Origin of the sequence: Sphingobacterium sp. ML3W, from assembly GCF_029542085.1 — a bacterium.
In the GTDB taxonomy this organism is placed as follows: Bacteria; Bacteroidota; Bacteroidia; order Sphingobacteriales; family Sphingobacteriaceae; genus Sphingobacterium.
This window is the reverse complement of record NZ_CP107036.1, coordinates 4690683-4707316: the sequence shown is the minus strand read 5'-3', so window position 1 is coordinate 4707316 and position 16634 is coordinate 4690683. Positions and strand designations below refer to the sequence as shown.

General features: G+C 39.2%; 10 protein-coding genes. 7 read left to right on the top strand and 3 right to left on the bottom strand.

Annotated features, from left to right (window positions below; translation table 11 throughout):
- The first annotated feature begins 120 nt into the window (after window positions 1–120).
- The 4 genes from ftsY to OGI71_RS19785 all read left to right on the top strand — a co-directional run bounded on the left by ftsY (window position 121) and on the right by OGI71_RS19785 (window position 7853).
- Window positions 121–1083, top strand: a complete 963-nt coding sequence (gene ftsY / locus OGI71_RS19800) for a signal recognition particle-docking protein FtsY (RefSeq protein WP_282251307.1) — start codon at window positions 121–123, stop codon at window positions 1081–1083.
- A gap of 94 nt (window positions 1084–1177) precedes the next feature.
- Window positions 1178–2515 (top strand): 30S ribosomal protein S12 methylthiotransferase RimO, encoded by a 1338-nt coding sequence (rimO, locus tag OGI71_RS19795; protein ID WP_282251306.1) that lies wholly within the window; start codon window positions 1178–1180, stop codon window positions 2513–2515.
- Window positions 2516–2840: 325 nt separating this feature from the next.
- Window positions 2841–4430 carry a bacillithiol biosynthesis cysteine-adding enzyme BshC gene (gene bshC / locus OGI71_RS19790; RefSeq protein WP_282251305.1) on the top strand — a complete coding sequence of 530 codons (1590 nt, stop codon included), beginning with the start codon at window positions 2841–2843 and terminating at the stop codon, window positions 4428–4430.
- Between the two features lie 243 nt (window positions 4431–4673).
- Window positions 4674–7853 (top strand): carboxypeptidase regulatory-like domain-containing protein, encoded by a 3180-nt coding sequence (locus tag OGI71_RS19785; RefSeq protein WP_282251303.1) that lies wholly within the window; start codon window positions 4674–4676, stop codon window positions 7851–7853.
- A gap of 171 nt (window positions 7854–8024) precedes the next feature.
- Here the strand turns inward: OGI71_RS19785 and OGI71_RS19780 are convergent, their stop codons facing one another.
- Complete coding sequence (locus OGI71_RS19780) at window positions 8025–8978, bottom strand: arginine deiminase-related protein (protein WP_282251301.1); 954 nt, start codon at window positions 8976–8978, stop codon at window positions 8025–8027.
- A 555-nt stretch (window positions 8979–9533) separates the two neighbouring features.
- Here OGI71_RS19780 and gcvP point away from each other — a divergent pair.
- From gcvP to OGI71_RS19765, 3 genes are all read left to right on the top strand, one after another.
- Entirely contained in the window at window positions 9534–12407 is a 2874-nt protein-coding gene (gcvP, locus tag OGI71_RS19775; RefSeq protein WP_282251299.1) for an aminomethyl-transferring glycine dehydrogenase, read from the top strand.
- A 394-nt stretch (window positions 12408–12801) separates the two neighbouring features.
- On the top strand, window positions 12802–13461 hold the full coding sequence (locus OGI71_RS19770; RefSeq protein ID WP_282251296.1) for a hypothetical protein: 660 nt from the start codon (window positions 12802–12804) through the stop codon (window positions 13459–13461).
- 207 nt (window positions 13462–13668) lie between these two features.
- Window positions 13669–14493, top strand: a complete 825-nt coding sequence (locus OGI71_RS19765) for an N-acetylmuramoyl-L-alanine amidase (RefSeq protein WP_282251294.1) — start codon at window positions 13669–13671, stop codon at window positions 14491–14493.
- Window positions 14494–14663: 170 nt separating this feature from the next.
- Here OGI71_RS19765 and idi read toward each other — a convergent pair whose 3' ends face one another.
- Window positions 14664–15197 (bottom strand): isopentenyl-diphosphate Delta-isomerase, encoded by a 534-nt coding sequence (gene idi, locus OGI71_RS19760; protein WP_282251291.1) that lies wholly within the window; start codon window positions 15195–15197, stop codon window positions 14664–14666.
- Window positions 15198–15268: 71 nt separating this feature from the next.
- Window positions 15269–16582, bottom strand: coding sequence for a nicotinamide mononucleotide adenylyltransferase (locus OGI71_RS19755; RefSeq protein ID WP_282251290.1), 1314 nt, complete (start codon window positions 16580–16582; stop codon window positions 15269–15271).
- Window positions 16583–16634 lie beyond the last annotated feature (52 nt).

The following is a 16634-nucleotide window of genomic DNA, read 5'->3' as shown; positions in this document are numbered from 1 at the left end:
TTAAAGTTTTTCTTTAAAAAGAATTCGATAAAAAATAGCCGTTTTGGTATCCTACCGAAAGGGCTTTTTTTGTTGAGGACATTTGTTTATATTTGGACATCAATTTTCACTAAACACTCCATGGGATTATTTGATTTTTTTAAGAAAAAACCACAAACACAAGAAGAAGAACAAGCCTTAGATAAAGGTTTGGAAAAAACAAAAGAAGGATTTCTTTCCAAGATAACGAAAGCCGTAGTTGGTAAATCGACTGTAGATGACGATGTGCTTGATAATCTAGAAGAGGTTTTGGTTACTTCTGATGTGGGGGTTACAACGACTTTAAAAATCATCGACCGTATACAGGCGCGTGTTGCAAGAGACAAATATGTGTCCACTTCTGAGCTGAACAATTTACTGAAAGAAGAGATTCAGACTTTACTGGCGGAAAATAATAGCTCAGATTTTGAAAACTTTAATTACGGAGACCATAAGCCTTATGTCATTATGGTGGTCGGGGTGAACGGTGTTGGAAAGACTACTACAATAGGTAAACTTGCTCATCAACTTAAACAGGCTGGAAGTAAAGTGGTTTTGGGTGCGGCGGATACTTTTCGTGCTGCTGCTGTAGATCAGCTTAAACTCTGGGGTGAACGTGTTGGCGTGCGCGTTGTTGCACAGGCGATGGGGTCAGATCCCGCTTCGGTCGCTTATGATACAGTTAAATCTGCTCTAGCGAATGGCGAAGATGTCTGTATTATTGATACCGCCGGTCGTCTCCATAATAAGGTTGGCTTAATGAATGAATTGACCAAAATTAAAAATGTCATGCAAAAAGTTGTCCCCGGTGCGCCGCATGAAATTTTATTGGTCTTAGATGCTTCAACAGGTCAAAATGCCATAGAGCAATGTACCCAATTCACACAAGCGACAGACGTAAACGCTTTGGCGCTGACGAAATTGGACGGAACAGCGAAAGGCGGTGTCGTCATTGGGATATCTGATCAATTTAAGATTCCTGTGAAATACATTGGTGTAGGCGAAAAAATTGGCGATCTCCAATTATTTAATAAAAAGGAATTTGTAGACTCCCTTTTCAAATAGAAAATTAAAACAATTGTCGGAAATAAGGTTGTCATTCTTTGCTTAGGAATGATTAATCAGCCCCTTTTTTTTCTCGACAAACCCTTCTAATCATATGAAGACAAAATATACGAAATCTGTCCCTTTGATCAATAAACCACGTGTCAATGTGGTTACTTTGGGCTGTTCGAAAAATATTCACGATAGTGAAGTGCTGATGGGCCAGTTGAAAGGTAACCAGATGGAAGTTGTCCATGAAGCCTCAAATATACAGGAGAATGATATTGTTGTCATCAATACCTGCGGCTTTATTGACAATGCTAAACAAGAATCTATTGATGCAATCTTACAATATTCGGAGTTAAAGGATCAAGGTAAGATCAATAAGGTGATTGTAACAGGATGTCTTTCTGAACGTTATAAGCCAGAATTGCAGGCGGAAATACCGAGTGTGGATGCTTATTTTGGCACAAATGATTTGCCGGATTTATTATCCTCCATTGGAGCTGACTACCGCCACGAATTGTTGGGTGAACGTTTATTGACGACGCCTTCACACTTTTCTTATTTTAAGATCGCAGAAGGTTGTAACCGCCCATGTTCATTCTGTGCAATACCATTAATGCGTGGTAAGCACGTTTCCAAATCAATTGATGACTTGGTTAAAGAAGCTAAATTTTTAGCCTCAAATGGAACTAAAGAGTTGATTTTAATTGCGCAGGATCTAACCTATTATGGACTGGATATCTATGGTAAACGTAATCTTTCTGATTTAATGCGTCATCTATCTGACGTGGACGGTATTGAGTGGATCCGTTTACAATACGCCTATCCTTCTGGTTTTCCAATGGATATCTTGGACGCAATGAATGAACGTTCAAATATTTGTAATTATCTGGATATGCCATTGCAGCATATCTCTGACCCAATGTTGAAGTCTATGCGCAGAGGGACAACCAAACAAAAGCAGATCGATCTTGTCAATGCCATCCGGGACAAAGTGCCAGATATTGCCTTACGTACAACCCTTATCTGTGGATATCCAGACGAAACTGAACAAGACTTTCAAGAAATGTTGGAATGGGTAGAAGAAACCCGTTTTGATCGTTTGGGTTGTTTTACTTATTCTCATGAAGAAAAGACGCATGCACATACCTTGGCGGATAATGTACCGCAAGAAGTAAAAGAAGAGCGGGTTGAGGCTATTATGGAGGTTCAACAAGGTATTTCTTATGAGATCAATCAATCCAAAGTTGGTCATACTTATAAAGTGCTGGTTGACCGTGTGGATGGAGATTATTTTATCGGGCGAACAGAATACGATTCCCCGGAAGTGGACAATGAGGTACTGATTTCGGCTGCTGATTCCTATGCACGAATCGGTGATTTTGTGCAGGTAAAAATCGATCGTGCTGAAGATTTCGATCTCTATGGCGAAATTGTCAAAAAATAATACTTGATTGGCCGATGTAGGCGGTGAAGATACTATACAGAAGAGCCTCCCCAAATACAGGGAGGTTCTTTTTTTTTCTAAAAATGTCTGCTTTTTATTGATTTTTTTTCATTAAGGCATCAGTGATTTCGCTTTGCTCAGTTTATTGGTCAGGAAGAACCTTCAGTTGACTTCTTAGTTGGTGGTGCTTGCGAAAGCATGAATGTTTTATTTCGACATTTGTCAATAGAATGATATAATTTAAAAGTGGAATGAGCTTTTTATTAAAAATCAGTATTTTGTCTGCTCAAACTAAATACATTTGTATATCGTACAATAAGCATATATGAAAGCAACTTATATCGAATATAGTGAGACAAATAGTTTCTCCAAAACATTGCTGGCCTATCTGGCTCATGACGAGGCACTGAAACCGTTTGTTGGACACTGGCCAACATTTGATGGTTTTGAGAAGCAATTGCACGAAAAAAGGCATTTTGGCCACCGCACCATTCTTGTGGAGCGCCTAAAAGCTCAATATGCGACATTGTTGCAGGATTCTCCCACCGTCGCCGCAAATATAGATTTGTTGTTGCAGGAGAACACCTATACGATTACCACAGGCCATCAATTGAATATCTTTACAGGACCCTTATACTTTATATTTAAGATCATGACGGCAATACGTCTATCCGAAGACTTGCATGCCAAACATCCGGACAAAAACTTTATCCCTGTATATTGGATGGCAACTGAGGATCATGATTTTGAAGAAATTAATCATACCAAGGTCTATGGGAAAAAAATTGCATGGGAGACGCCCGCGATATCTGCTACAGGACGTATGGATACCACCTCAATTGTCGATGCAGTAAAGCAATACACCAATATCCTTGGCCTTTCAGACAATTCTGCTAAGCTTACACGTATTGTAGAGGACGCTTATCTGAAACACAAAAGGTTGGCTGATGCGACGCGTTATATGGTGAACGAACTTTTTAAATCCTATGGCCTTTTGATTATCGATGCAGATGATAAAGAGCTAAAGGAATTATTTAAACCAATTATCAAAACGGATATTTTATCAGAAAATAGTTTTAAGGCCATTACGGACAGATCGAAAGAACTGGAAGCGAAAGGGTTTTCTACTCAGGTACATGCTCGGGAGATCAACTTCTTCTATCTGACTGACGAATTTAGAGAACGCCTGGTTCTGGCTGCAGACGGCCGATATGAGGTGCTACATCAAAATATATATTTTACCAAGGAAGAGCTGGAAAAAGAAATAGATGCCCATCCTGAACGTTTTAGTCCAAATGTGGTAATGCGCCCAATGTATCAGGAAATTATCCTTCCTAATTTAGCTTATATTGGTGGCGGTGCTGAGATGGTCTATTGGATGCAACTAAAATCTAATTTTGATCAGTACCAAATAGATTTCCCTATCTTAATTCCGCGAAATTCAGCCATGATTACCGAAGATAATGTGGCTGCCAAGCTTTTCCGGGTCGATCTAACCTTCAAAAGCATCTTTCGCCCTGCGGAGGTTTTGAAGAAAGAATATGTGCGTCGTCATACGAAGGAAAGATTGAATCTTAATGATGAATGGATGGAACTGAATGCGATCTTCGGAAAGATAAGGTTGCGTACACACAAAATTGATCCTAGTCTAGGACCCAGCACTGAGGCGATAAAAGCTCGCCTGAAAAAGGCGATGAACAACCTAGAAAAAAAGTTGATGAAAGCCGAAAAACGAAACCATCAGCATGCATTGGCAGATATCGACAATGTAAAAGAAAAGCTCTTTCCCGGGGGAGGGCTGCAAGAGCGATCTGAAAACTTTGCTTTGTTGTATGTAAAATATGGTGATAACCTTTTTAGAGATCTTTATAAATATTTTAATCCCTTGGATTTCAAATTTACCATCTTATATTAAAAGTCAGTATTTTACTGACTTTTTTTATGAATATTAGGCAAGCAGGATGATGAAACTTAGCTATAATTTGCGTGATTCTTGTTTTATTCGGAATAGGCCTATTGTTCCCTATCTTTTATTTTTGCTTCGTTATTTTTTCATATAGTGTTTTATGATGCTTTGTTTATAATTTCATAATATTTCGTTTAGCTTCTGTTAATACTGTCAGAGTAGTTTTGTTGCCATATTACAACCAACAACTAAATGAAAGAAATATTACTTACGACTTGTGCCATTGCGATAGGAACAGGTTTGTATGCGCAAACAACCCAAGCAGGATTTTCCGGAAAGATTACGGACGAGAATAACAAAGGCGTTCATGGGGCTTCAGTAGAGGTTCGTAACGAATCTACAGGTTTTACCACCAAAACATCGACCAATGCCAATGGTGATTTCAATTTTAAGGAACTTCCACTCGGAGGGCCATATATTATCAAAGTTACCTTTATTGGTTATGGCGAACAGATTCGTTCGGGCTTTACACTAAACCAGGGCGATATGATTCGCTTAAATATTCCTATTCAAAATGCATCCAACGTATTGGAAACGGTTGAACTCACGGGAATAAGTACGTTGAAAAATAAAATTGAGAACCTTGGTGCTGCAACTGCGGTGACAGCCCGAGATATCGCAAAGCTACCCGTCAATGGTCGTAATTTTACGTCTTTAATGGATTTATCTCCATTGAGCAAAGGCGATAATATTGGTGGTCAGCTTGGATCTTCTACCAATTTTACGATTGATGGTATGAATGCGAAAAACCCAACTTCGGCAGGGTCAACAACAAGTCGGAGTGGCGCCCCATTTTCAATTTCCATAGAAGCTGTCCGTGAATTTAAGGTCGTGACAAATCAGTATGATGTAACCTATGGCAGGGCGGGAGGGGGAACCGTCAGTGCTGTGACAAAACAAGGGACAAATAAAACCCAAGGTAGCGCGTGGTTATATTCTCGTGCCGACTGGTTGTCCAGCCCATATGATATCCGAGGAAATAAACGAAGCAATGATTTTTCAACTTATCAATATGGCTTTACTTTAGGTGGTCCGATTATAAAAGATAAACTGCACTATTTTGTTGCTTGGGATCATCAGCAGGACTCCCGTCCTTTGATTATTGCGGATATCAACTCTGAAGCCGATGAAAAAAGATTCAATGTCACAAATGCGACGTTGGATGAGTTTGTCAATATTGGACGGAAAAAGTATGGATTGGGTGATGAACGTCAATATGGTGCTTTTGATAAAAAGAGAGGTTCTGACGCCATTTTCGGCCGTATTGACTGGCAGATCAATGATAAAAACTTGTTGACAATCCGCAATAATTTTACGAGCGATAACAATAAATTGGGGCTGCAGGACAATAAGCCAATTACGTTATATGAATCCTATGGAAATGACAAAAATATAGACAATAGTTTATTGGCAACATTACGTACAACCATTTCCCCTAAGGTAACCAATGAATTGAAAGTACAACATCTCTATACCTATCAGAAGAGTAGTCCAGGAGACCTTTTACCTAGTCAAAATATTCCCCGTGCAATTGTCGAAGATGCAGTTTCCAAGGTTGCTGGAGAAGATAAAAAGACGACATTGCAATTGGGTGGTCATCGTTTTGCACAGGAATCCTTTAAAAATAACGTATTTCAGCTTGTTGAAAATATCTATTACAGTACCGATAATATTAATTACACCTTTGGCGTGGACTTGATGTATACGCACGCAAACTCTATTTATGGAAGTGAGGTCAATGGCCGCTTTCACTTTAGACCGAGTGATGGAAAGACAGCCATGCAAAACTTTGACGAGATGAAGCCATACGCTTACTATCGTGAAGTTCCATTGGTCAATGACCCTGCAGTAGCCGGTAAGATATTCAATGTTGGTGTGTACGGGCAATTACAGACTAAATTAGCACAAGGATTGGATTTGGTAGCTGGATTGCGACTGGATTATGGTCATTATCCAACCTCTCCATTAAACGAAGAATTGTTAAAAGAGGTCGGAGTACGTACAGATCATAAACTGAAGTCTTTCGTTATCCAGCCTCGTTTTCAAATGACATGGGATGTAAACGAAGAACGTAAAGATTTCTTCCGAGTGGGGGGAGGTATATTTGCTTCGGATATCAATAACTATATGACGATCAATAACCTTACTTTCGATGGTAAACACTTTGCTACTGTTGATGTTCGTGGGGCTGATGTACCGACACCGAATTTTATTGACTACCGAAAAGATCCTTCTTTAGCGCCTACTTTGACCCAGTTCCAAGTACCGACCATCAATACTTATGGTCCAGATGCCAAGATTCCAGTTGTATACAAAGCCAATGTATCTTATACACACTTTTTTACAGAAAAATTAAAAGCGAGCGTTTCGGGATATATGAATTTAGGACGCAATAACTATATGTACGTAGATCGAAATATGGTACAGGATCCTTTCTTTAGATTGGCTAATGAGGATAATAGAGGCGTATTTGTCCCAGCAACATCTATCGTAGACGGTGCTCCGGATTGGAAAAAAGGACGTATTTCTGATAAGTTTGGCCGCGTTCTGGAATTGAATTCTGAAGGAAAAGTTAATCAATTTGCTGTCGTATTGGATGCCAGTTATCAATATTATAAAGATGGATCTATCTCGGTTAGCTATACCTGGAATGATGCGAAAGACAATACCTCCTTCAACGGAAATGTAGCTAATACAGCAACTTTATCTTTGGCTGTGAAAGATGATCCGCGCGATTTGAGTAAGATGAGCTATTCGAACAATCAATTCCGCAATAAGATTGTGATCTATGGTACGTTGCCAACATTTTACGGTGTTAGTGTGGGTGTACGCTATTCTGGTATTGGCGGTACACGTTATAGTTTATTGGCGGGAGGAAATATTAACGGAGACTTTGTTGCTGGAGACAATGATCTGGCCTTTATCTTTGACCCTAATAATCCCAATACCTCAAAACAACTGGTTACTGGCTTAAACAATCTGTTGAATAATCCCGAGGCGAGTCAAAGTCTTAAAGATTATATCAAAAAATACCAAGGTAAAATGGCCGAACGTAATGGTGGAGTAAATGGTTTCTATGGTTTGATTGACTTACGGATTGCTAAGAAATTCAATTTGTATAGGAACCATGCATTGGAAATATCGGGAGATCTTTTCAACGTGGGCAATCTCTTCAAGAAAACTTGGGGTATCAATGAATCTTTAGGTAACCAGAATTTATATGCTTTAGGTGGAAAAGATGCTGCTGGAGAGAAGCTGATCCCTTTTGATGTTACAAAACAGCAGTTTAATTATAATGTGAACAATTCAGGGATAGTTACTCCTTCAGGTAACCCCTATCAATTTCAGCTAGGATTACGCTATTCTTTTTAGCTAATAAACAAAAGCGGTTATATCAAAAACCGATTTTAGCACCTAAGTCAAAATAAGCCTTTGATTAGCAAGGTGAGTATTGTAAAGTGGACGAAGGACCAAATTCATTATGGATTTGGTCCTTCTTTATTTTATCTTTGAAATTTGATTATCTATAGAAGTGATGAATGCCTAAGCATTCATCACTTTTTCTTTTGGCAGGAACACCTCAGCCATCATATGACGGACACTGCCTCCGCCACAGGTTTCAATGACATGTAAATCCTGATGGATAATTTTGCCGTGTTTTTCCAATTGTGCGGTTTGGTACAGTGTTAGTGATGACAATGCTTTATCACTTAGGACAATAAAACGATTTCCATATTTATTTCTCACCTGAAGGCAGTTTGCTGCAAAATTTTCCAGTTGGTTTTCATTGATCTCGATGATTTCCTTACCAGTGTCTTTTAATTTCTTTAGTAGTGCCTCACGCTCAGATGGATTATCAATTGCAGTCGGGCATAAAATTGCAAAATCTTCTCCCACAGCCAATACCACATTGGTATGGTAGATAGGTCTGCGTTCGCCATTGACTGTCTGAAATGCATGAAAGACAATAGGAGTGTAGTTTTCAGTTTTACAATATTCATCTAACATTGTCCGGTCCGCTCGTTCAGACAGGGCGCAATAAGCAATGCGATGTGTACGATCTAGTACAAGAGCACCTGTTCCTTCTAAATATTGTCGATTATTTTCGGCCTCGCTGAGGTCTTTAATCAACTTTACATAATAACCGTTTTGCTTCAATGGTCCCTCAAAGTCCAATAAATGCTCTTTTCGGCGGTTGGGGGCAAACATCGGATAAAAAATAATTTTGCCATCCTGATGGAAAGAGACAATATTGTTCGGAAATATACTGTCTGGGCTTTCAGATTTTTCATCGTCCTGAATGACGGTCACTAAAATACCATGTGATTTCAATTCATTGACAAGAGCATCAAATTCACCTTGTGCTTCTCTATTTACTTCTTCGCCGCTTAGATTTTCAATGTCCTTTTGGAAAAAATTATTGACTGCGGTCTGTTCGTTTTTGCGGAAGACAGAGGGTCTTACGAGAAGTACGCTGTCTGTTACCTGTTTTCTCATGATTTATAATCGTTACTTCGCTGGTTTATATTTGTTAAAAAGAAATGATATTCTTACTTGTATGAGCCCTATTGTAGGAAAGAGAAAATACCTGTTCTCAATATTTTTGAGCGAATCAGCGTATTCCAGAAGCTGCGTGACATTCGTTCTGAATAATTTCGTTGTGTCAGCAATCAATTACAATTGGTACTTATACTAATGTATTGAAAAATCAGCGCCATTGCAAAAAGAATATCTTTAAAAAGAAAAAATGATGGTTGAAAAATAGTAGCATAATCTTTTGTTTTTTGTCATTGTGTCAATCTATTTTCGGATTGATTGGTATATTTTCAATATGAACGGTCATTGATTATCTTTATTTTAATTTTGATATGGAGAGGACAATCGATTGCATATTCGCTTGTACTTAAAACTGACTTTTTATCCACTTTTTTGCTTCGTTTTCAGTCATTTATTTTGCTATCTTTGCTCATCCAAAAAACGACTGTTTATAAGAGAGTTAATTACCTAATTATTATGTCGCTAACTGTCTATAAGCGTTAACTTTTTGCACACATGAGCAATATACACTTCCAAGAAAAATTCGAAAGTCGCCACAATGGCCCAAGTCCAGTTGAAGCGAATGAAATGTTGGCCAAATTGGGCGTATCGTCAATTGACCAGCTAATTGACCAAACGGTCCCTTCTCAAATCCGTGCTCCAAAACCTTTAAATCTTCCAAAAGCATTGTCTGAGGTTGCTTATTTAAAGCGGATAGCGGAAATCGCAGAGAAAAATAAAGTTTTTAAATCTTTTATTGGTCAGGGTTACTATGATGTGATCCTTCCAGGTGTAATTCAACGTAATGTGTTTGAAAACCCAGGATGGTATACACAATATACACCTTACCAAGCAGAAATTGCACAAGGTCGTTTACAGGCACTGTTAAACTTCCAGACCGTTATTTCTGATTTTACTGGATTGGAAATTGCAAACGCTTCATTATTGGATGAAGCTACTGCTGCTGCTGAAGCGATGTTTATGCTTTATTCAGCGCGTAAAAACAAAGATGCAAATGTATTCTTGGTTTCTGAAAACGCTTATCCACAGACGATTGACGTGTTAAAGACGCGTGCGCTTTCTTTCGGTATCGAACTGAAAATTACAGCTATTCAAGAATCAGAACTGACAGATGATGTTTTTGCTGCATTCGTACAATACCCAGCGGCAGACGGGTCAATCATTGATTACAAATCATTTGCTGAGGCTGCACACGGTAAAAATATTACAGTATGTGCTGCTGCGGATCTAATGAGTTTAGCCTTGTTGACTCCTCCGGGAGAATGGGGGGCAGATGTTGTTGTTGGTAACTCACAACGTTTTGGTGTACCAATGGGATTCGGTGGTCCTCATGCGGCATTCTTCGCTACACGTGATAGCTTCAAACGTAATATTCCCGGACGTATCATCGGTGTAACTTCTGATTCGAATGGAAAGTACGCTTTACGCATGGCTTTACAAACACGTGAGCAACATATCCGTCGTGATAAAGCATCTTCGAATATCTGTACAGCGCAAGCTTTATTGGCTATCATGGCCTCTTTCTACGCTGTCTACCATGGTCCAGAAGGAATCAAAAATATTGCGTCCCGTATCAATGCTTTAGCAAATTTATTGGATCACGCTTTACAGTCTTTGAGTTATACTCAATTGAATAACGCTTATTTTGACACACTACGTGTAGATTTAGGTGGACATGCCGGCGCTTTAAAATCTGAAGCGTTGAACAATGAATTGAACTTCTACTACAACGGTTCACAAGTTTCTATCGCTATCGATGAAACAACAACCTATGAGGATATCAAAACGATCGTAAAAGTGTTTGCAAAAATTCAAGGCAAAACATTGAACGACGTAGATTTCGATACGCTAGAGGAAAACTTAGGCTCTTCGATTCCTGCTGAATTGGTTCGTACTTCAGCTTACTTAACTCATCCAAACTTTAATAGCTACCATTCTGAACATGAAATGTTACGCTATATTAAATCATTGGAAGCGAAAGATTTATCTTTATGTCATTCGATGATCCCATTGGGTTCATGTACAATGAAACTGAATGCGACCGCTGAAATGACTCCAGTTACCTGGGCGAGATTTGGTGGACTACATCCATTCGCACCAACAGATCAAACTTCCGGGTACATGCAGATGATCGGTGAATTGAACGATTGGTTATCAGAGATCACAGGTTTTGCTAAAATGAGCTTCCAGCCTAATTCAGGAGCGCAAGGTGAATATGCCGGTTTAATGGTTATCCGTGCTTATCATGAGAGCCGTGGCGATCATGGTCGTAATATCTGTTTGATTCCAGCTTCTGCACATGGTACAAACCCTGCTTCGGCTTCAATGGCTGGTTTGAAAGTGGTGGTCGTGAAATGTGATGAACTTGGAAACATTGATATCCCAGATTTAAGAGCAAAAGCGGAGGAGCATGCTGCTCACCTGAACTCTTTAATGGTGACTTATCCGTCTACGCATGGTGTATTTGAGGAATCAATCATTGAAGTTTGTGAAATCATTCACACCAATGGTGGTCAGGTATATATGGATGGCGCAAACATGAATGCACAGGTAGGTTTGACTAGTCCGGGCCATATAGGTGCTGACGTTTGTCACTTAAACTTGCATAAAACGTTCTGTATTCCACATGGTGGTGGTGGTCCGGGTATGGGGCCAATCGGTGTTGCTAAACACTTGGTACCTTTCTTGCCAAACCATCAAGTTGTTTCTACTTCGGGAGAAGAAGGCATTACAGCTGTTTCGGCGGCACCATTTGGTTCAGCATCAATCTTGATTATCTCCCACGCTTATATTTCGATGATGGGTGGTGAAGGGTTGACTAATGCTACACGGACTGCAATATTGAATGCAAACTATATTAAAGCGCGTTTGGAAAATGCTTATCCAGTACTTTATTCTGGTAGCAATGGACGTTGTGCGCATGAGATGATTTTAGATTGCCGTGGTTTCAAAAATGTAGGTATCGAAGTTGCTGATATTGCAAAACGTTTGATGGACTACGGTTTCCATGCACCAACAGTTTCTTTCCCTGTTGCGGGTACATTGATGGTTGAACCAACAGAGTCTGAATCTAAAGCTGAATTGGATCGTTTCTGTGATGCATTAGTTGCAATTCGTCAGGAGATTGCTGCGGTTGAATCCGGAGATGTTGAACAAGCAAATAACGTATTGAAGCATGCTCCGCATACAGCAGCGGTGGTTACTGCAGATGAATGGGATAGACCTTACAGTCGTCAAACTGCGGCTTATCCGTTGGAGTACGTAAGAGAACGTAAGTTCTGGCCTTCTGTAGGTCGTGTAAACGACTCTCAGGGAGACCGTACATTGATCTGCTCATGTCCTTCTATCGAAGAATATGCTGAGGCGTAACAGCCTTAAAAATAATATCCTTAAAGCCTCTCCATATCGGAGGGGCTTTTATTTTTACTGAGAATTTAGAAAAGGTCATTATATTGTTATGCAAAATGTATTGACTTTTAGTGTGAGACGAATTGGGGCTAGGCAAATAAAGCATTATACCGTAAAAGGGTTAATCCAGACGAGTTTATTTGCAGGAGTCTGGGAAATATTAAGGCTTTTAAATGAAGCCTTTATAAACCAGAAGGATAGACACGAAAGAGTATGTAAGCATGATGATCCCCAAACATTCTTAGATAAGTTCAGGAAAAACGAATAGGACTATTTTACTGCTATATTTTAAATAGTTGCGCCCATTAAATCATTTTTTTATCTTTCTAACGTTTTATCTAAAAAACTGATAATTATGAAAAGACAATTGAGCGTAATGTCCCTATTATTGGGTGTAGCTATTTTGATCACAAGTTGCGGTAATCGCAACGAATCCAAGGATGGTGCTGCAGATGATAATGAAACAAGTACGGGAATCTCGGATGTGGTTAAAGGGGTATCTAATCTAGATAACCTGACTGATGGTGCAAAGAAAATGGAAGAACTTCAGACCAAACTGAAATCTGAAAAACCATTGAGTTCGGATGAATTAAAAGCATTTCTCCCAGAAAGCTTAGACGGTTTGAAAAGAACGTCTTATTCTGCGGGCTCTATGTATGGTGTAAGTGTCGTTTCTGGCGATGCAACATATACTGTCGATGATCAAAAGGACATTAAAATAAGCATTATTGATGGTGCGGGTGAGACCGCTTCCGCTATTGTTAGTCTTGCGCAAATGGGCTTTATGGTCGATTCAGAAAATATCACTGATACAGAAGTAGAGAAAACAGGTGATTTTGAAGGAAAGCGGGCGAAAACAACGGATAATAAAGGTGTAGAAGGTTCGACTCCAAAGAGTTCCGAAATCAGCTACCTTGAAAAAGATCGTTATTTGATCACATTAAGAGGTAATGGGTATAGTTTAGATGAGCTGAAAGCATTCATGGGTAAATTGAATGTAAGCGCTTTAAAATAAAATATCGATACGTTACATCGATCTTAAAAAGTCCAGATATTCCATCTGGACTTTTTTGATGATAGCTACTCGTGTGCGGTAAATCACTTGAGAACAATTGGCAATTTCACTGGAGCTGTCTCTGAAAAGAAGATTATTGTATCATTTTAGAGTACAATCATACCGATATCCTATTTTGGAAGTATATTTGTGTTGAAACATTTCGATATGAGGATAACATCACGATTCAATCTTTTTATTATTGCAGCATTGATCACATCTTGTGCTGGCAATAAATATGCTAAGACCGAAAAGGTATATAAAAACCAAGCAAAAGAGTTTTCTAAGCTGTATCGCCAGTCTCCTGTATCTGGGCAGTTGGAGAAAGTCAATGTCAAAGATCAGCAGTGGATCGCCTCGATCAATTTCGGTATCCGAAAGCCTAATTTTGTGGTCATTCATCATACGGCTCAAGATTCGTTAGGACAGACAATCCGTACGTTTCACTCTGCGAAAGCCGGTGTAAGTTCACATTATGTTGTGGGGCGGGATGGTAAGGTGGTACAGATGGTGAATGATCTATACCGGGCACATCATGCCGGTCTGGGTAAGTGGGGAAATGATACTGATCTGAACTCTTCGTCGATAGGTATCGAGTTGGATAATAATGGGACGACAGACCCCTGGACGGATGCACAGATAAATGCTTTGGTTCAGCTGCTGAACTATTTGAAAAATACCTATAAGATTCCACAGGCAAATTTTATCGGACATATGGATCTGGCACCTTCGCGTAAAAATGACCCATCACGATTCCCTTGGAAAAAATTGGCAGATCAGGGATTTGGCTATTGGTATGAGGAATTTTTAGAAACGCCGCCTGTCGATTTTAATCCAAAAATGGCTTTGCGTATTATTGGCTATGATGTCCGTAATCTGGATGCAGCCATAAAAGCTTTTAAAATTCACTATATTCAACAAGATGTGAATACCGCATTTTTGAATGAAAACGATCTAAAGATTATGTATTCCATCTATCAGAAATACTTATAGTGGTTTCTTGAACAGTATAAAAATGAGAGGAGCAATTTGTGATAGAATTGCTCCTTTTTATTTGCAGGCTAGCAGACCCTTGAGTTTCTATTAGCGTGCTGTTGATAGGGTTTGGCCATGATAAGGAGGACGTCGATCTGCTTTTATCGCTTCAGGCCTTTTTGATGATCTTACTTCTTGTATTTGTCCAAATAGGTTTCAAATACACGTTGATAGATGAGATTGAACCAAGGGGTAAATTTCCCCGGAAAGTGCGCGATCTCATCTTTGATCTGTTGTTGATCCATATATTGTACGGCTGCTACTTCTGTAACATTAAAATCAGACTCGCCGTTGAATTTGCCAATAAGTACATGATCAAATTCATGCTCAGTAAGGCCATTGTCAAACTCGGCTTTGTAAACAAATGAAAATGCATCGTATATGTCTGATGCACTTATTCGGAGTTCTTCCATCAGGCGACGTTCGGCAGCATCCAAGTTGCTCTCGTCAAGACGTTGGTGAGAACAGCAACTGTTGGTCCATAAGCCACCGCAATGATATTTGTCCAAAGCCCTTTGCTGCATAAGCAGCTGATCCCTGTCATTGAACAAAAAGACACTAAAAGCTCGATGTAGCAAACCCTTTTCGTGAGCTTCGTATTTTTCCATACTCCCAATGACAGCGTCATTGGAATCGACTAATATTACATTTTCTTGCTTCATAAGGCTCAGACATAAATATAGTCCAATTTAACCAAATTGGACTATATAATAAATTATAGCGAAGATTTGTGTTATACGGTTTTTACAAATTTCTCGTCGTAATTTTCAATATCGATGATATAACCGTTCTTAATTAAGAATTCAAATAGTGGTTTGGCTTCTTCCGAGACGGGCATATTTTGCGTTGTGATGATTTTATTTTCCTTTTTCAATAGATATGGATAAGCATAAAGCTTTACATTTTTATTGAACATACCTGATATGTAGGATAGTAACTCGTTGGTGTAAAGGTCTTTATTGTAGTTGTCCGAATTGAAGATGTTCTTTAAGTTATATACGTTTGTTGCAATCCCGATATTTTTGGGTTTGAAGTTGCTTATAAACTCCGCTAGATGATTATTTCTACGGAAGTTGCTGACGATAATGTTATTCCCTGTGGCACATAATTCATCTGCTCTCGATGCAAATTCCTGTAGATCTTCATCCGTAATCTCATGTGTATCTTCCAGTACATTACCCATTAACACCTCAATCAATACAATGGTATCGCTGTCCGTTGCCCCCGTATTTTTCTTAAACTGCTCGACAGCAAGGTTAAATAGGTCAAAGTTAGGAAGTGATTTCTGGCGGTATTTTGTACGAAGTAAGATGATATTCTTTTTGTACAAATAATCCTTGATCTGGACCGCTTTACCGTCTGGTTGGAAAATAGCAGCCTTTGCAAATCCTTTGGCAATGAGATATAAGTTGATCAGTCGTTGGCTGACATTTTCAAACAAAGGACCATTTAACTTAACTAAATCAATTTCGACCGATCCTACAGATAAATTATCAACCAAGGATTCAATCAAGGTCTGCACATCTTCTGTGTAGTAGTAAGCCGCAAAAAGCAGGTTTACCCCGATAATGCCCAGTACTTTTTGTTGCAGCTGATTGTCACTGTCCAAAAGTCTGACGTGGACAATAATATCGTTTGTGGGCCCACCGACCTCATGTTGAAAACGAAGACCAATCCATCCATGAGGCTCATTCGTTTTGGTGAAATTCAGTGTTGTAACAGTATCTGCAAAGGCGAAGAATTTTTTATTGCAATATTTATCACCATGCAAGCGTTGGGTCAACAAGTTAAATTCATGAGAAAGCATTTTTTGTAAACGGGTCCTGCTGACATATCTGCCGTCTTCTTCCTCACCGTAAATCGCGTCACTAAATGCCATGTCATAAGCCGACATTGTTTTTGCAATTGTGCCAGAAGCGGCCCCTGCATTGAAAAAGTTTCGTGCGACTTCCTGTCCAGCACCGATCTCAGCGAAGGTTCCATAAATCTCAGGATTTAGATTTATTTTCAGGGCCTTGCGCTTGGTTTCAAAAATTTCTCTTGCCATAGGACAAAGGTACAAAAATCAAAAGTCTAGTAAAAATTAAAGTATGAAAGAG